A 16,938-nucleotide genomic window follows, 5' to 3' on the forward strand; every position below is an offset into this window, starting at 1 on the left:
ACCGCCCCGTCGGGCTCCTTCACGAGCAGGTGGACACCTGGGCCCGGCCGGGCAGGACCCGCCGCCACTCGTTCGCCGTCAGGTCACGACCCGCGACCTCACACGCGCGGCGAACGAGGGTGGCGGGATCGATCTGCCACGTCACCGGTTCGAACGGCCCCGCCATTCCGGGGCCGTAGCCCAGCAGGCGTCCCGGGCCGGGCGAAGCGATCTCCAGCTCGGCTGCCCAGGGCGGTGCGGTGAGCCGTTCGGTGGCGGGCGCGGGGCTGGACAGGTCGAACATACGCACCTCGTCGCGACTCGCGGTCAGCAGCTCGTCGCCCGCGAACGCGAGGGACGTCACAGCCGTGCGGTGTGGCTCGAGGCTGAAGGGCTCGAGGGCCCAGTCCGAGGTCGACCACACCTGCACGCGTCCATCGTTGTAGCCGGTGGCGGCTCGGCCGCCGTCGTCGGACAGCGCGAACGCGGTGATCCGCCCTCCAGGTCCCTGCTCCGGGGGCATCGTGAACTTCCCGGTGGTGAGGTCCACGAGGTAGAGCCCGAGGCCGTCGACGACCACCAGCTGTCGTGAATCCGTGGTGACCCCGACGAGGCCGGGGGGCTGCGTGGTGGCGCCCGCGGGGGCAGGCGGAGCGGTTCTGAGCGAGACACGGCGCGAGAGGCGGAACGGATCCGTCGTCCACACGCCCAGCGTGCCGTCCGCCAGCCGGGCAGCGATGTGCTGACCGTCGGGAGTCAGCAGGGCCCTCGTCCAGGTTGCCCTCCGGGAGAGGTTCAACGAGCGAGTGCCGCGTACGCCGGAGGCGGTCAGCTCCGTGTCACGACCGGAGTCGTCGAGCAGGTGCCAGACCGGCGGCCCGTGGGACCCATGGGGTGAGACATCCACGAGGAACCGCGTGCCTTCGCGGTCGCTGCTCGCCCGACCCAGTTGACCCACGATGTGGATCGGCGTGCCCGACGTGCACGCGGGGTCGTTCCGGGGGCACAGGCGGACTTCCGTCCGCGGGCCGTCGACCCTTGTCGCCAGGATCGTTTCCCCACGGGGAGGCACCGTGAAGAGGATGGCGATCGAGTCGCCGATGGCTACGCCCCGGCCCAGGGCGTGCCACAGGGCCGTCACCCCTGGATCCCACGTGAGCAGCTGGCCATCGGCCCCCGAGGTGTACAACGACGTACCGCTGGCACTGAAGCCCACGTCGGTCACCTCACCGTCGTGACCGTGGAGCTCCTGGACCAGCCTCAGGGGGTGGCCGGTGAAGATCGACGTGCCTCCGAGCCCGGCCGAGGCGAGGTACCGACCGTCGGGTGACCAGGTGAGGTGACCGGGAGCTTCCGTCGCGTGGTGGTAGACACCCAGCGTGCGACCGGTGCTCGCTGTCGTGAGGACCAGAGCGCTGTCCGTCTGGGTGGCCAGCACCTTGCCGTCGGGCCGGAGCGCGAAGGTCGACCACGTGCCCGAGGCGGGCGGGATCCTGAGCGGTTCTGAGCGATGAACGGACCCGCTGGGGGTGATCGACACCGTTCCGACGACTCGACCTTGGTCACCTTCGTGCGCGGTGAGGGGACTCGGCACGGCGAACAGCCCGCCGTCGGGCGTCGGGTTCCAGATCGCAAAGGACTCGATGCTCGGGTGGGCCAGGCCCCCCAGCGGAATGTTGTCCCGGGTCCGGTCCGGGGGTGCCGCCACGGTGGCGAGGTGCGTCGGGCGTCCCGCGCCGACGAGCGGCCAGCTGTCCAGACTCAGGTGGCGGTAGTCGCCGCTGTATCCGGCCGCGACGAGCCGGCGATCCTCGTCGACGAAGGCGAGCTCGCCCGAGGGGCGAGGCACCCGCACCACGCGCGGCTCCTGCTGGTCCAGCGGCCTGGTCGTGTCGTAGACGTGGACCTCCCGGTCTTCGACCAGGGCGAGGAACCGGCTGTCAGGGCTGAACTCGCCCACTCCCGCCCCCGGCGCCACCCCGAGGGTCGCGTGGCTGCGCAGGTCGATCAGGGCGGTTCCGGTCCGACCCACCACCGACGTCACGGCCGCGAGCCGGACATCGGGGCTCACCCGGATGTGCCAGGCCGCCCCGACGCCCGGGTGAAGGACCGCGGTCAGGGGCGCGAATCGCTGCAGGAGCGTGAGCATGGTCGCCCGGGTGTCGGAGTTGGTGTCCAGCCGCAGCCCTTGAGCGGCCATGAGCAGGGCGGTGTCGGGCTGACGCTCGACCAGCGCCTGGGCGGCGACGCGTCGCGAGTCGGCGCGCAGGGCGCTGGCCTGGGCGGCGGCCCGCTGCGCGTCGGCGCGGTGCTGCTGGTGCAGCGCGAGCCCGGCTGCGAGTGCCGACGCGACGACGGCGAGCGCCAACCCGGCGGCCAGGCCACGGAGCCGGCGGAGGCTGCGCGCCCGCCGTACGCGGTCCTGCTCGTCGAGGTCCCGGCTCGCCCGGAGGAACTCCTGCTCCGGTGGGGTGAGGTCGCCGGGGTGTGCCTCGGCGAAGTCGACGGCCGCGACCAGCCGGGGCCCTCGGTACAGGTCGCCCGGCTGTCGACCTGAGGTGGCCCAGCGGGTCACGGCCGGCGTGAGCTCCCGGCGGAGCCGACGCCCCTCGGCGTCCTCGCGGAGCCAGTCGTGGAGGCGTGGCCACTCGGTGAAGAGCGACTCGTGCGCCACCTCGACAGTGGCCGCGTCGACCGTGAGGAGTCGATGGCCGGCGAAGGTCTCGACGACTCGAGCCGCGGCAGCGTCGCCGGGCGGCGCCAGCTCCGCGGCCGGGGCGCGACGACGTACGTAGCGTTCGGACTCGGCCGGGTCTGTGAGGCGCACCAGAACTCGACGGGCGGCCGTCTGCTCGTCCGCCGTGAGGGACGAGAACGCGGACTCCGCGGCGCGTCGGATGGCGGTGGCAACCCCGCCGGAGGCTCGGTAGGACCGCAGCGTCAACTTGTCGCCGTCGCGGTGTTCCCACAGTGAGAGAAGTGCCGTGGACAGCAGGGGCAGCGCACCCGACAGCTCGCCGGTGTCGGCGAGGACCTGCTCGACCAGGCCGGGCTCCAGCTGCAGACCCGCGACCAGGGCCGGTTGCTCCACGATCTGCCGCAGCTCGGTCGGTCCGATCGATCCGAGGAGGACGGTGCCCTCGCCCAACCATGCGCGAAACCGGGGCAGCTCGCTCAGGCGTGGGTAGAAGTCGGACCGCAGGGTGGCCACGACCCGGGTCCCGGGATAGTCCAACGCCTCCAGGAGGAGCTGCTCGAACCTGACCCGGCTCGGTGGCGGCAGGGCGGTGAGCACCTCCTCCAGCTGGTCGACGACGAGGAGGCGCCCTCCCGTGCCCGGGGGATGCCAGGCGCCCTCGGAGATCGCCAGGGGGGTCTGCACCTCGATGTGCCACCCCTCGCTCCCGGGCAGCGCCCCTGCCCGGAGTGACGGGACCACTCCCGCCCGCACGATCGACGACTTGCCCGCCCCGGAGGGACCGACCAGTGCCAGGAAGCGAGTGCGTAGGAGGTCCACCAGAAGATCAGCGACGACCCGCTCCCGCCCGAAGAACAGGGCCGCGTCGCCCTCCTGGTAGGCCGCCAGGCCGCGGTACGGCGTGAGCAGCGCCCGGTCGAGACCCTCGTGAGCCCGTCGCAGGTCCTGGGCATGCCGCACCTCGAGCAGCGCCGTCACCGCGGTGTCGTGGTTGTCGCGCATGCGGGCCGCGGCATCGGGGATGTTCGCAGCAGCCGCGGTGAGGCGGGCGCCGGCGCGGCTCGTGGCCCATTGACTCGCGGCCTCGTGCACGGACTGCGGGTCGGTCGGCGCCGAGCGGGCGAAGTCGTCGATCTCGTCCTCAGCCGCCTTGGGGGCGTAGGTGTGGGCGACGTGACGGATGTCGTCGAGCGCGAGTCCGCCGAGGGTGCGTGAGACGAGACGCCGGTCCTTCTCGCAGCGGGCCAGGACCACGCGCACCGGCAACGGGGCCTCCTCCGGAGCGAGGCACAACACGGTCAGGGTGCCCGCGGACGGCGTCTCGAGGAGCCGGGCGAGCACGGGGGAGGCGGCGGACGGCAGCGTGGCGATGTCGTCGAGGACCACCAGCCGGGTCGAGTCGACGGATTCGTCCGTCGCGGAGGGGCGCTCGTCGGCGGTCGCAAGCCCCTCGAGGCCCCGGGCGTAGGTGATGGTGGTCCGCTGGGTGCGGGCGACCCTGGCCAGCTCGGCGACGAGCCGGGTCTTCCCGCTCCCCGATGCGCCCTGCACGAGGGCGGTGACCGCCTCGCCGGCCGCCGCGCGGTCGAGCGCCGCGAGCAGCCAGGCCAGGTCGGCGTCGCGACCGACGAAGGTGGGGCCCGGAGCCGCCAGGGCGGCGGGGAGTGGGGGAAGCGCGGGCGCGACCGCGTCCCGGAGGTGCACGTCGTGGCGCAGCACCGCCTGCTCCAGGTCCTGCAGCTCGGGCCCGGGGTCGATGCCGAGCTCGTCCCGCAGGATGTCCCGTGCGTGGCGAAACGTCTCCAGGGCGTCCGCCTGCCTGTCCGCGCCGTAGAGGGCACGCATCAGCTGGGCCCACAGTCGCTCGCGCAAGGGATGGGTGCGGGTCAGCGCCTCCAGCTCGGGGACGAGCTCGGCGTGCCGGCCGCACTGCAGGTCGGCCTCGATCCGCGCCTCGAGGGCGATGAGTCGCTGCTCCTCGAGCCGCCCGGCCTCGGTGGCCAGCAGCGCGTTCGTGTCCAGGCCGGAGTAGGCGGTTCCGCGCCAGAGGGCGAGTGCTGCGCGGAGCCGCTCCGCTGCCTCGACCGCCTCGCCCGCGTCCAGGGAGCGCATTCCGTCACGGAGCAGGTCGGCGAACCGCCATGCGTCGAGCTCTGACCGATCGAGGTGCAGGGCATAGCCGGCGCCGGTCGTGCGGATCCGCTCCTTCCCGATCGCCTTGCGGACCTGCGAGACGTAGATCTGCAGGGCATTCACCGCGGTGTTCGGCGGGTCGTGCGGCCAGACCTGCTCGATGAGCGCGTCCCTGGTGACCGTGTGCGGCGCATGGACGGCGAGCACGGCCAGCACGACCTGGGGCAATCGGGCACCGAGACGCACCGGGCGACCGTCCTCGGCCGCCTCCAGAGGACCGAGAACGCGCAGCTCCATGCCCGCCTCCGCGCTGTGCAGACGCCTTGGACCATCTAACACGGGTTGCTTGACGCGAAACCGGACTGCGCTCGCGGATACCCGACGTTAGGTTGTCCCGCATGGACCGGGGGACGGCGCTTGCACCGCTGCGCGAACAGAACTTCCGGTGGTACTACGCCTCGAGCGCCGTCAACATGGTCGGCAACACCATGGCGCCGGTCGCGCTGGCGTTCGCGGTCCTCCACGTGTCGGACTCGCCCAGCGCGCTGGGCGCGGTGCTGGCGGCCAGCACGATCCCGATGGTGGTCTTCCTGCTGGCCGGGGGCGTGCTCGCCGACCGGCTGCCGCGGGCGCTGCTGCTCCAGGTCGGCGGCTTCGTGCTGGCGGCGACGCAGGGGCTGGCGGCGTACCTCGTGATCAGCGGGACCGCCGAGCTGTGGATGCTGATCGTGCTCGAGGCACTGAACGGCACGGCGCTGGCGCTGATCTTCCCGGCGTACGCCGGCCTCCTCCCGCAGCTCGTGCCGCGCGAGCTGCTGCAGCAGGCCAACGTCCTGCAGGCGGTCGCCCGGGGCACGCTGCGCGTCCTCGGCCCAACGGCCGCCGCGTGGCTGGTGGTCGGGGCCGGGGCGGGCTGGGCGCTGGCGGTCGACGCGATCACCTGGGCGCTGGCGTCGGTGCTGATGGCGCGGGTGTCCGTGCCGCCGCGGATCCGGACCGGCGAGGAGACGACCACGCTGGGCGAGCTGCGGGAGGGCTGGACGTTCTTCCGCAGCACGACCTGGCTGTGGGTGGTCGTGCTGGCGTTCGCGTTCCTCAACGCGATCCACGCCGGCGCCTGGCTGACCCTCGGCCCGGCGGTCGCGAAGGAGACGATCGGCGCGAAGGGCTGGGGCTACGCGCTGTCGGCCGAGTCGGTCGGCCTGCTGCTGACGACGGCGATCATGCTGCGGCGGCGGCTCGAGCGGCCGCTGCTGGTCGGCATGCTCACGATCTCGGCGCTGGCACTGCCGCTGGTGCTGCTCGGCGCCACGCACGCCGTCGTACCGGTCGTGATCGGCGCCTTCGTCGCCGGCGCCGGGATCGAGGTGTTCAACCTCGGCTGGAACCTCGCCATGCAGGAGCACGTCGAGGAGCGGATGCTCTCGCGCGCCTACTCCTACGACGCGCTCGGGTCGCTCATCGCGATGCCGGTGGGGCAGCTGGCCTACGGGGCGCTCGGGGTGACGTTCGGGTTCAAGGAGGTGCTGGTGATCAGTGGGATCGCGTACGCCGCGATCGCGCTCGCCACGCTCGGCAGCCGGTCGGTGCGGGAGCTGCGGCGGGCGGAGCTGGTGGCGGTTTAGGGCTGCGCGGTGCGCAGCGAGTCGAGGACCAGGTCGACGATGGGGCGGACCCGCTCCTCGATGTCCTCGTCGGTCAGCTTGCGGTCGTCGCCGGCCAGGCTGAGCGCCTGCACGATGACCGCGCCGTAGAGGCACTCCACGAGCGTGCGGACCGGGGCGTCGGTGGGGAGCGTGCCGGCCTCGAGGTGGGTCTGCACGATCTCGCCCGCGGCGCCGAGGTGCTGCCCGCTCACGACCTCGGTGAACGACCCGAGCGGGGTCGGCGCGATCGCGGCCTCCATCGCCATCCGCAGCGTCGCCCAGCCGGCCGGGTCGAGCAGGTAGCGGAACAGGTTGGCGGCAAGCCGCTCGAGGTCGCCGCGGAGGGAGCCGGTGTCGACCTGCTCGATGTCCTGGGAGCGGGTCGTGACCGCGTCGGTGAGCAGCGAGTCCTTGTCGCTCCAGCGCAGGTAGACCGTCGACTTGCCGACGCCGGCCCGTCGGGCCACGGCGTCCATGGTGAAGCCGGACCAGCCGCGCTCGGCGTACTCCTCGAGCGCCGCTTCGAGGATGCGCTGCTCGGCGCCCTCCTTGCGGGGGCGCCCACGTGCAGGTCTGGGTGCGTGGAAGGGATCGGTCATCCCTCCGATTAGAACACCAACGTCCGGTCAGCGCGCGCGTTCCACGGTGCGACCGCGTGTGCCGGGGGTTGGTCGTTCCTGCGACAGTGTCGGCATGACGCTTCCTGACTCGCTCGCCGGCACCACCGTTGCCGTGCTCGGTGGCACCGGCCCGCAGGGCCGTGGCCTCGCCCGCCGGTTCGCCGCCGCCGGCCTCCCCGTCGTGATCGGCTCGCGGTCCGCCGAGCGCGCGGCCGAGGCCGCCGCCGCGCTGGCCTCCGACGTCGGCGGCACCGTCACCGGTGCCGACAACGCCGGCGCCGCGAGCGCCGGCGACATCGTCGTCGTCGCGGTGCCGTGGGACGGTCACGGCGACCTGCTCAAGTCGCTGGCCTCCGAGCTGGCCGGCAAGGTCGTCGTCGACTGCGTCAACCCGCTCGGCTTCGACAAGCAGGGCGCCTACGCGCTGCACGTCGAGGAGGGCTCCGCCGCCCAGCAGGCCGAGGCGCTGCTGCCCGACTCCACCGTCGTGGGCGCCTTCCACAACGTCTCCGCGGTGCTGCTCGAGGACCCGGCCGTCGAGTCGGTCGACACCGACGTGCTCGTGCTGGGCGACGTGCGCGAGGCGACCGACCTGGTCCAGGACCTCTGCACCACGATCCCGGGTGTCCGCGGCATCTACGGCGGCCGGCTGCGCAACGCCCACCAGGTCGAGGCGTTCACGGCCAACCTGATCTCGATCAACCGCCGCTACAAGGCGCACTCCGGACTGCGGGTCACGGACGTCTGATGTACGTCGCGATGCCGGAGCCCTCGGAGCGGGCCCTCGACCTGCACGCCCGGCTCGTCGAGTTCATGCGCGACGAGGTCTTCCCCGCGGAGGCGTCGTACGCCGCCTATCGCGCCGAGAGGGGCGAGCGCGACACCACGCTCCCTCCGGTCGTCGAGGAGCTGAAGGCGTCCGCGAAGGCCCGGGGCCTGTGGAACCTCTTCCTGCCCTCGGAGTCGGGGCTGACCCAGCTGGAGTACGCCCCGCTCGCGGAGCTGTCCGGCTGGTCCAATGAGATCGCGCCCGAGGCGATGAACTGCCAGGCGCCCGACACCGGCAACATGGAGCTGCTGCACCTGATCGGCACCGCCGAGCAGAAGGAGCGGTGGCTGACGCCGCTGCTGGTCGGTGAGATCCGGTCCGGCTTCGCGATGACCGAGCCGGCGGTCGCCTCCTCGGACGCGACCAACATCGAGACCTCGATCGTGCGCGACGGCGACGAGTACGTCATCAACGGCCGCAAGTGGTTCACGTCCGGCGCGTCCGACGAGCGGTGCGAGCTGTTCATCCTGATGGGCAAGACCGACCCGTCCGCCGCCACCCACCGGCAGCAGTCGATGGTCCTGGTCCCGCGGGACACCCCGGGCGTGACCGTCGGCCGCAACGTGCCGGTCTTCGGCCACTGGGACCAGCACGGCCACCCGGTGACGGAGTTCAAGGACGTGCGGGTGCCGGTGACCAACCTGCTGGGCGAGGAGGGCGGCGGCTTCGCGGCCGCCCAGGCCCGGCTCGGCCCCGGCCGGATCCACCACGTGATGCGGGCGCTGGGCGCCGGCGAGCGGGCGCTGGCGCTGATGGTCGCGCGGGTGCAGGAGCGGGTTGCCTTCGGCAAGACGCTGGCCGAGCAGGGCGCGGTGAAGGAGCGGATCGCGGAGTCGCGGATCGAGCTCGACCAGGCCCGCGCGCTGTGCCACCAGGCCGCCCACGTCATCGACTCCCAAGGCAACAAGGCCGCCCGGCACCTCGTCGCGGAGGCGAAGGTCGCCGTGCCGCGTGCGGTGCTGGCCGTCATCGACCGCGCGATCCAGGTGCACGGCGGGATGGGCGTCACCGACGACGTACCCCTCGCCGCCATGTGGGGCTGGCACCGCGCGATGCGGCTCTTCGACGGACCCGACGAGGTGCACCTGACCACCCTGGCCCGTGCCGAGCTGGGCAGGGAGCCTCTCTTCAGGTTCTGAGCGCCGGATAGTGTCGCGGCCATGAGTGGGCAGGCGTGGTTCGACCGCAACACCCACCACTGGGACGACTGGACGCTGGAGTCGCTGCTCGCGGCCAAGGGGTCGACGACGGTGAGCCTCGTGGTGCCCGCGCGCAACGAGGCCGCGACCGTCGGCGACGTCGTGACGCGGGTCCGCTCGGCGCTGGTGGAGACCGTGCAGCTGCTCGACGAGATCGTGGTGATCGACTCCGACTCCACCGACGACACCTACGCCGTGGCCTCCGATGCGGGGGCCGTCGTGCACCGCTCCTCCGAGATCCGGCCGGACCTCGGGTCCGTGCCCGGCAAGGGCGAGGCGATGTGGAAGTCGCTGTTCGTGACCACCGGCGACGTCGTGGTGTTCATGGACGCCGACCTGCTCGACTGGGACACCCACTTCGTGCCGGGGCTGCTCGGGCCGCTGCTGACGCGTCCGGACGTGGCCCTGGTGAAGGGCTTCTACGAGCGGCCGCTGGTTTCCGGCTCCGACGTGGCTGCCTATGAGGGCGGCCGGGTCACCGAGCTCGTCGCCCGGCCGCTGATCGCGCTGGACTTCCCCGAGCTCGGCGGGCTCGTGCAGCCGCTGGCGGGGGAGTGGGCCGTGCGGCGGTCGCTGTTCGAGAAGCTGCGCGTGCCGACCGGGTACGCCGTGGAGCTGGCCGCGCTGGCCGACACCGCCGCGACGCTGGGCATCGATGCGATCGCGCAGGTCGACCTCGGGCGTCGCGCCCACCGCCACCAGGCGCTGCGCGACCTCGGCGCGATGGCGACCCAGATCATGGCCGCCGCCGCGCTGCGCCGCGGGTCGCGGGACAGCCTCGACCACCGCGACGTCGTGCTGCGTCAGTACCACCCGGCCTCGGCTGGGGCGCCCGGTGCGATCGAAGCCGTCGACCGGGTCGTGGCGGTGGGCGAGCGGCCGCCGGCCGCGGGCTTCCTGGCGGGGTCCCTCGCATGACGTTGCAGCTGGGCCGGCACGCGTTCGCCGACGACGCGACGCTGATGATGGCGATCGTCAACCGCACCCCGGACTCGTTCTACGACAAGGGCGCGACCTGGGCGGAGGACAAGGCGTTCGAGCGGGTCGCCCTGGTCGTCTCGCAGGGTGCGGAGATCGTGGACATCGGCGGCATCAAGGCGGCGCCCGGCGTCTTCATCGACGAGGCCGAGGAGCGCGACCGGGTCGTCGACTTCGTGGCGCGGGTGCGTGCTGAGTACCCCGGCCTGGTGATCTCGGTCGACACGTGGCGGGCGTCGGTTGGCGCAGCCGCGTGCGAGGCCGGGGCCGACGTCCTCAACGACGCGTGGGGCGGGGCCGACCCGGAGCTGGTCGACGTGGCGGCGTCGTACGGCGCCGGGCTGATCTGCACCCACACCGGCGGTGTCACGCCGCGGACCCGGCCCTACCGGATCGAGTACGACGACGTGGTGGCCTCCGCGATCGCCGACACCGTGGCCTATGCGTCGCGTGCGCTGTCCGCTGGTGTCTCCCGGTCGTCGATCGTGATCGACCCGGCCCACGACTTCGGCAAGAACACCTTCCACTCGCTCGAGGTCACGCGGCGGCTGGGCGAGATGGTCGACACCGGCTGGCCGGTGCTGGTGTCGCTGTCCAACAAGGACTTCGTCGGCGAGACGCTGGACCTGCCCGTGGGGGAGCGGCTGCTCGGGACGCTGTCGGCGACCGCGATCTGCGCTCTCGAGGGCGCGCGGATCTACCGGGTGCACGAGGTCGTCGAGACGCGCCAGGTGGTCGACATGGCATGGACGATCGCGGGTCGACGACCGCCCGCGCGGGCGATCCGGGGGTTGCAGTGATCGTGCTCGTGCCGGGCGTGCTGGCCCTGCTGCCGTCGTACGCCGGCCTCGTCGACCCCGTCGCTCCGTTGCGCGCTGCGTGCCTGGATGCCGTCTCCTCGTTCGACGGGCCGGTCAGCGTCGTCGGCACGCCGCAGGGGGTGCGGGTGGGGGAGTCGTTGCTGGTGGCGTGCGGTCGATCTGACACCGTGCGCGGGGACTACCTCGTCGTCGCCAACGGGTCGGCCTGCCGGACCGAGAAGGCGCCGGGGCACCTCGACGAGCGGGCGGCGGCGTTCGACGCGGCGATCGAGCGGGCCCTGCTGGCCAACGACGCGGACGCGCTCGCGGCGCTGGACGAGACGCTGGCGACCGAGCTGTGGGCCGACGTGGCCGGCCTCCGCGAGCTGGCCGGGCTGCTGCCCGGGCACGACCGACCGACCGTGCACTACGCCGACGACCCGTTCGGCGTGCAGTACTGGGTGATGAGCTGGCAGACCGAGGGGGAGCAACGATGAGAGCACTGATCGGCCCGCACGCGGGCACCGGGGACCTGACCGACGAGCAGCTCGCGGAGGTCTACGCGCCACCGTCCACGCCGTGGCTGCGCGTCAACATGGTCAGCACCGTCGACGGGTCCGCGACCGGCGACTCCGGCAAGAGCGGCTCGATCAACAACGACGCCGACAAGCGCGTCTTCGACACCCTGCGCCGGCTCGCCGACGCGATCGTGGTCGGCGCCGGGACGGCGCGGATCGAGGGCTACCGGCCGGCCGACAAGCCGACCGTCGTGGTCAGCCGGCACGCCGAGGTGCCCGAGAAGCTGCGGGGCGCCGGGCCCGGCCTCGTCCAGATGGCCACCTGCGCGGCCGCCGACCACCTCGAGGAGGCCCGCACCCTCCTCGGCAACGACCACGTCCACGTGCTCGGCAGCCACCGCGTCGACCTCTCGGACCTCAAGGCCCGGCTTGCCGAGCGCGGCCTGACCCACCTGCTGTCCGAGGGCGGTCCGCACCTGCTCCGCGACCTGGTCGCGCAGGGCGCCGCCGACGAGCTCACGGCGACCTTCGTGCCGCGCATGGTGGCCGGGTCGCACCCGCGGATCACCGACGGGCCGGAGATCGACGTACACCTCGAGCTGGCGACGCTCCTCGAGGAGGACGGCACCCTGCTCGGCCGCTGGCTGGTCACGCCGTGACCGACGACCTGCGCGTCGAGCGCGGCGACGGCGTCGTCGAGGTGACCTTCGACCGGCCGCACCGGCACAACGCCTTCACGACCGCGATGTACGCCGGGATGCGCGACCTGTGCGCCGAGCTCCGCGACGACACGTCGGTCAAGGTCGTGGTGCTGCGCGGCGCCGGCGGGCGGGCGTTCGCGGCGGGCAACGAGATCACGGACTTCCTCTCGGCCGACGCCGTCGAGTACGAGACCTGGATCCGCGAGCTGCTCGAGGCGCTCTTCGCGCTGCCGCAGGTCACGATCGCGGCGGTCGACGGGGTCTGCGTCGGCGGCGGGCTCGCGGTCGCCACCCACTGCGACCTGCGGATCGCGACGCGGCACTCGCGGTTCGGCTATCCCATCGCGCGCACCCTCGGCAACGCCCTCTCCTCCTCGATCGTCTACCGCTGCGCGGCCGTCTTCGGGGAGTCGATCACCCGCGAGATGCTCCTGACCTCACGGCTCTGCGACGCCGACCGGGCGTACGCCGTCGGCGCGCTCATGGCCGTCACCGACGACCTCTCGGGCGAGGTCGCGACCGTCGTCGACGGGCTGCGGCACGCGTCGGGGGTGACCCTGCGGGCCACGAAGCGACAGCTGCTGGCCCGCGCGCGCCTGCTCGAGGCCAACCCGGACTTCGACGAGGCCCTGCTGCACGAGGTCTACACCGGCCCCGACTTCGCCGAGGGCGTTCGGGCGTTCGTGGCGAAGGAGAAGCCGCGGTTCGCGTGAGGTCGGGATAGTCCGTCACCTTCTGGTTGTGGAAAGTCGATATCCACAACCAGAAGGTGACGGACTATCCCTCCGGGGCGCCCCAGCCCCCAACTGGAGGAATTTCCCGCACGCCCCCGGCCGCCGCCGGCCCGGATCCGCACCATGGGGCCATGACCGCGATTCCCGTCACCGGGCGGCCGGTCCTCGTGGGCAACCGTCTCGTCCTCGTGGGCTCGGTCCTCTACCTCCTGGAGTGGGTGGCGATCATCGCCGCCGGCATCGATGCACCCCTGGGCGCCGACGCGTCCACCGCCCACGTCACCTCGTCCTACTCGGGGGTCGCCACGTCCTGGGGGTGGGCCGCGGGGTGGTTCAGCGTCGTGCTCCTCGGGCGGGTCCTGCTCGTCCTCGGCATCCGGGCGGCGCTGGCCGACTCGGGGCACCCGCAGCGGATCATGGACTTCGCCGTGGCGGCGATGGCGCTCAGCGTCGCGCTCGAGGTGGCGACGTACGCCGTGACCGCGGGCGGCGCATGGTACCTCGACCACGACGGGTCGCCCGAGGTGGTGCGCGGCCTGGACGCGGCGGCCGTCGTGCTCAACAGCACCGTCTTCGGCCCGCTCGGCGTCGCGATCCTGTGCTCGGCCGGCGCAATGTGGTGGTCCGGGCTGTTCCCGCGGGTGCTGTGCGGCGTCGGGCTCGTCGCCGGCGTCGGCGGGACCCTGATGGGCCTGGCCGCCGCGGCGCCCACGGCCGGCTCCGCCGCCGACGCCCTCGGCATCGCGGTGCCGCTGTTCTGGATCTGGATGCTGTGGACCGGGGTCCTGTGCTGGAGGCGGGCTATCCCGCCAGACCCGCGTGCCGGTCGCGCAGCTCGCGCTTGAGGATCTTGCCGCTCGGGTTCTTGGGCAGGGCGTCGGCGACGACGACGTACTTGGGCGTCTTGTAGCCGGCCAGCACCGACCGCGCGTGCTCGACGACCGCCTCGGACGTCAGGGTCACGCCCGGCTTGGGCACCACGACCGCCGTGACCGCCTCGACCCAGGTGGGGTGCGGGACGCCGAAGACGGCGACCTCGGCGACCCCGTCGAGCAGGTAGATCGCCTCCTCGACCTCGCGGGAGGCGACGTTCTCGCCGCCGGTCTTGATCATGTCCTTCTTGCGGTCCACGACGTAGAGGCGACCGTCCTCGTCGACGTACCCGAGGTCGCCGGAGTGGAACCACCCCTGCCGGAACGCCTCGGCGGTCTTGTCGTCGTCCTCGTAGTAGCCGAGCGTGGCGTGCGGCGAGCGGTGCACGATCTCGCCGACGGTGCCGGGCGGTACGTCGGCGTCGGTGTCGTCGACGATCCGGGTCTCGACGTTGAGCGCGGCGCGGCCGGCCGAGCCGGCGTGCGAGAGCTGCTCGTCGGGCCCGAGGATCGTGGCGAGCGGGGACATCTCGGTCTGCCCGTAGAAGTTCCACAGGTCCACGTCGGGCAGCCGCTGCTGGATCTCCTTGAGCACCTCCACCGGCATCGGCGAGGCGCCGTAGTAGCCCTTGCGCAGCGAGGACAGGTCGGCCGCGTCGAAGCCGGGGGCGCGCAGCAGCCCGATCCAGACCGTGGGCGGGGCGAAGAACTTGGTGACCCGGTGCTCCTCGATCGCGGCCAGCACCGCCGCGGGGTTCGGGCCGGGCAGGATCACCGACGTCGCGCCGAGGTAGACGTCGACGCCGAGGAAGCAGTCGAGCTGCGCGCAGTGGTAGAGCGGCAGCGTGTGCAGCTCGACGTCGTCGGCGCTCATCCCGCCGTCGACGACACACGAGACGTACTGCCACATCAGGGCTCGGCTCGACAGCAGCGCGCCCTTGGGCCGCGACTCCGTGCCGGAGGTGAACATCATCCGCACCGGGTCGTCGTCGGCCACGTGCACCCGCGGCGGCGTGCCGTCGAAGTCGAACCAGTCCTGGGCGTCCACCCATCCGTCCGGCAGCGCGTCCGCCGACCCTGCGAGGCGTACGACGGCCCGCGCCGGCACGTCGCGCCCGGACGCGGCCAGCGCCTCGGTCGCCACCGGCAGCAGGGCGTCCTCGACCACGAACGCCTTCGCGCGGCTCTTGTCGAGGATGAAGGCGATCTCGTGGGCGCCGAGCATGAAGTTCACCGGCACCAGCACCACCCCGACCCGGGCGGCGGCGAAGTCGAGCACCGCGAACTGCCAGCAGTTGTGGCACAGCAGCGCCAGCCGGTCGCCCTTGACCAGGCCGGCCGCCGTGATGGCCGCCGCGGCCCGGTCGACGGTCGCGTCGAGCTCGGCGAAGGTGAGGGTCGTGGCCCCGTCGATGATCGCGGTCTTGCCGGGGAACCGTCGCGCCGTGCGGCGGGGGAGGTCGCCGAGGGACTGCTGCCGGGCCTGCTGGACGAGGTCGTCGGTCGTCATGGCTCCGACCCTAAGGCCCTTCGAACCCCCGGCAACCGGGCAAGATGCCACGGGTGGACCGCCGTACCCCTACGGTGGTGCCATGCGCTCTGACTGGGTACCGGTGTCGGCCGCCGCCCTCCTGACAGGCGCGATGGCGCTGACCTTCGGCTCACTGATCATGCCGAGCACGCGCGGCACGACGGACACCCTGACGATCGTGCAGCAGGACGGCGGTCGCTGGATGGCCGTCGCGTCCATCTACTTCCTCGCCTCGGTCGCGCTGACCCTGGGCCTGCCGGCCGCGCTCACGCTCTTCGAGCGCCGGGGTCGCCAGCTGAGCATGATCTCGGCCGTGGTGCTGGCGGTCGGGTTCCTGGGCACCGCGGGCTACGCGATGCTGATGGTCTTCTTCCACTCGCTGGTCGTCACCGGCGCGATCCATGACCAGGGCATCGAGGACCTCGCGCACGAGACCGGGCTGGCGATCTTCCTCTACGGCTGGATCGTCGCGTTCTTCCTCGGCGAGACGCTCTTTGCGATCGCGCTGCTCCGGGCACGTACGACGCCCACCTGGGTGCCGATCGTGATGCTCGCGCACGTCGGGTCGGTGTTCATCAGCCAGCTCGTGCCCGACCTGCTGTCGCGCTCGTTCGTGCTGCTGCTGGCCATCGCGTTCGCCGGGATCTCCATCGAGGCGGTCGCGCGGGACAACGCGCAACGGGTCCGCTAGGGGCTTCACGCACGGCCCGTTCCGTCCTACGGTGGGGCGCGTGGCTGCCACACCTCTCGGGGTGCGCGGACTTGCCATGGTCCGTCGCACGTTGGCCCTCGCTCTCGGTGCAGGGCTGCTGCTGGGTGCGTGTCCGGCGGTCGCCGCCACTCCCTCCGGAGCGATCGACACCTCGTCGAAAGCGTCGGTCCGGGACGCCTGGAACACCCGCATGGCGCCCAACCTCGACGTGGAGTCGGGCTGGACCGGGTCCACCGACGACTGCACGCCCGGGCACCCCTCGGACGCTGCCCAGCAGGCGACGCTGGAGTCGGTGAACTTCGTGCGGGCCATGGCCGGGCTCGACCCGGTCGGCTTCAGCGGCAAGCTCAACCGGCAGGCGCAGGCCGCGGCGCTCATCATGGACGCCAACGACGCGCTCAGCCACGACCCGCCGTCCGACTGGAAGTGCTGGACCCAGACCGGGCACGACGCCGCCGGCCACTCCAACATCGCCCTGACCTCGGGGGAGATGCACGCGGGCCAGTCGGTGCAGCTCTACATGGACGACCCCGGCCCCGGGAACCACGCGGCCGGGCACCGGCGGTGGGTGCTCAACCCGTACGTCGACACGATGGGCAACGGGCTGACGGCACAGGCCAACTCGCTCTACGTCTTCGGGCCGACGGACGACCGGAACACCAACCCGGCGTGGGTCGCGTGGCCGACGCGCGGGTGGTTCCCCGGCCCGCTCGAGCCGGGCGGCCGGTGGTCGCTGTCGTCGGGCGACGCCGCCGCCGACTTCTCGCACGCGACCGTGGTGGTCAAGCGCGGCACCACGACGAAGACACGGCTCAAGGTCACCCGGTTCACGCCCGAAGTCGGCTACGGCCAGCCGACCCTGGTCTTCCAGGTGGCCGGGGTCCGCGCGACCGGGACCTACACGGTGGTCGTGCGGGACATCCGGGGCGGCGGGCCGGCCAGGCACCGGTACGTCGTACGCCTCTTCACGCCCTGAAACGACACCGAC

At 72.6% G+C, this 16,938-nt stretch carries 14 protein-coding genes; 11 read left to right on the top strand and 3 right to left on the bottom strand.

Annotated elements, in window-relative coordinates:
* Nucleotides 1-19 precede the first annotated feature (19 nt).
* Nucleotides 20-5,107 (bottom strand): BTAD domain-containing putative transcriptional regulator, encoded by a 5,088-nt coding sequence (locus EJF31_RS13345; protein ID WP_125037492.1) that lies wholly within the window; start codon nucleotides 5,105-5,107, stop codon nucleotides 20-22.
* Between the two features lie 101 nt (nucleotides 5,108-5,208).
* On the opposite strand from EJF31_RS13345, the gene EJF31_RS13350 reads away from it, so the two are divergent.
* A complete protein-coding gene (locus tag EJF31_RS13350; RefSeq protein ID WP_125037493.1) occupies nucleotides 5,209-6,435 on the top strand; it encodes an MFS transporter in 1,227 nt (408 codons plus the stop codon).
* Here the strand turns inward: EJF31_RS13350 and EJF31_RS13355 are convergent.
* Nucleotides 6,432-7,055 (bottom strand): TetR/AcrR family transcriptional regulator, encoded by a 624-nt coding sequence (locus EJF31_RS13355; protein WP_125037494.1) that lies wholly within the window; start codon nucleotides 7,053-7,055, stop codon nucleotides 6,432-6,434. The genes EJF31_RS13350 and EJF31_RS13355 overlap by 4 nt on opposite strands.
* Before the next feature lie 94 nt (nucleotides 7,056-7,149).
* Between EJF31_RS13355 and npdG the strand changes: the two genes are divergently transcribed.
* From npdG to EJF31_RS13395, 8 genes are all read left to right on the top strand, one after another.
* Complete coding sequence (gene npdG / locus EJF31_RS13360) at nucleotides 7,150-7,824, top strand: NADPH-dependent F420 reductase (protein WP_125037495.1); 675 nt, start codon at nucleotides 7,150-7,152, stop codon at nucleotides 7,822-7,824.
* Complete coding sequence (locus EJF31_RS13365) at nucleotides 7,824-9,044, top strand: acyl-CoA dehydrogenase family protein (protein WP_125037496.1); 1,221 nt, start codon at nucleotides 7,824-7,826, stop codon at nucleotides 9,042-9,044. The genes npdG and EJF31_RS13365 overlap by 1 nt, the downstream gene beginning before the upstream one ends.
* A gap of 21 nt (nucleotides 9,045-9,065) precedes the next feature.
* On the top strand, nucleotides 9,066-10,022 hold the full coding sequence (locus tag EJF31_RS13370; RefSeq protein ID WP_125037497.1) for a glucosyl-3-phosphoglycerate synthase: 957 nt from the start codon (nucleotides 9,066-9,068) through the stop codon (nucleotides 10,020-10,022).
* A complete protein-coding gene (gene folP / locus EJF31_RS13375; protein WP_125037498.1) occupies nucleotides 10,019-10,882 on the top strand; it encodes a dihydropteroate synthase in 864 nt (287 codons plus the stop codon). Before EJF31_RS13370 ends, folP begins: the two co-directional genes overlap by 4 nt.
* On the top strand, nucleotides 10,879-11,379 hold the full coding sequence (locus EJF31_RS13380) for a hypothetical protein (protein WP_260430827.1): 501 nt from the start codon (nucleotides 10,879-10,881) through the stop codon (nucleotides 11,377-11,379). Before folP ends, EJF31_RS13380 begins: the two co-directional genes overlap by 4 nt.
* The gene (locus EJF31_RS13385) at nucleotides 11,376-12,059 is read left to right on the top strand and encodes a dihydrofolate reductase family protein (protein ID WP_125037500.1); all 684 of its coding nucleotides are present in this window, start codon (nucleotides 11,376-11,378) and stop codon (nucleotides 12,057-12,059) included. The genes EJF31_RS13380 and EJF31_RS13385 overlap by 4 nt, the downstream gene beginning before the upstream one ends.
* Nucleotides 12,056-12,814, top strand: a complete 759-nt coding sequence (locus EJF31_RS13390; protein ID WP_125037501.1) for an enoyl-CoA hydratase-related protein — start codon at nucleotides 12,056-12,058, stop codon at nucleotides 12,812-12,814. The genes EJF31_RS13385 and EJF31_RS13390 overlap by 4 nt, the downstream gene beginning before the upstream one ends.
* Nucleotides 12,815-12,966: 152 nt before the next feature.
* Nucleotides 12,967-13,680, top strand: coding sequence for a hypothetical protein (locus EJF31_RS13395; protein WP_125037502.1), 714 nt, complete (start codon nucleotides 12,967-12,969; stop codon nucleotides 13,678-13,680).
* On the opposite strand, the gene EJF31_RS13400 is transcribed toward EJF31_RS13395, so the two are convergent.
* A complete protein-coding gene (locus EJF31_RS13400; protein WP_125037503.1) occupies nucleotides 13,637-15,217 on the bottom strand; it encodes an acyl-CoA synthetase in 1,581 nt (526 codons plus the stop codon). The two genes, EJF31_RS13395 and EJF31_RS13400, sit on opposite strands and share 44 nt — an antisense overlap.
* Before the next feature lie 82 nt (nucleotides 15,218-15,299).
* Here EJF31_RS13400 and EJF31_RS13405 point away from each other — a divergent pair, with 82 nt between their 5' ends.
* Both EJF31_RS13405 and EJF31_RS13410 read left to right on the top strand, forming a co-directional pair.
* Nucleotides 15,300-15,929 carry a hypothetical protein gene (locus EJF31_RS13405; protein ID WP_125037504.1) on the top strand — a complete coding sequence of 210 codons (630 nt, stop codon included), beginning with the start codon at nucleotides 15,300-15,302 and terminating at the stop codon, nucleotides 15,927-15,929.
* 40 nt (nucleotides 15,930-15,969) lie between these two features.
* Nucleotides 15,970-16,926, top strand: a complete 957-nt coding sequence (locus EJF31_RS13410) for a CAP domain-containing protein (RefSeq protein WP_125037505.1) — start codon at nucleotides 15,970-15,972, stop codon at nucleotides 16,924-16,926.
* Nucleotides 16,927-16,938: the final 12 nt, after the last annotated feature.

The organism is Nocardioides sp. LS1, assembly GCF_003865225.1.
Lineage (GTDB): Bacteria > Actinomycetota > Actinomycetes > Propionibacteriales > Nocardioidaceae > Nocardioides > Nocardioides ginsengisegetis.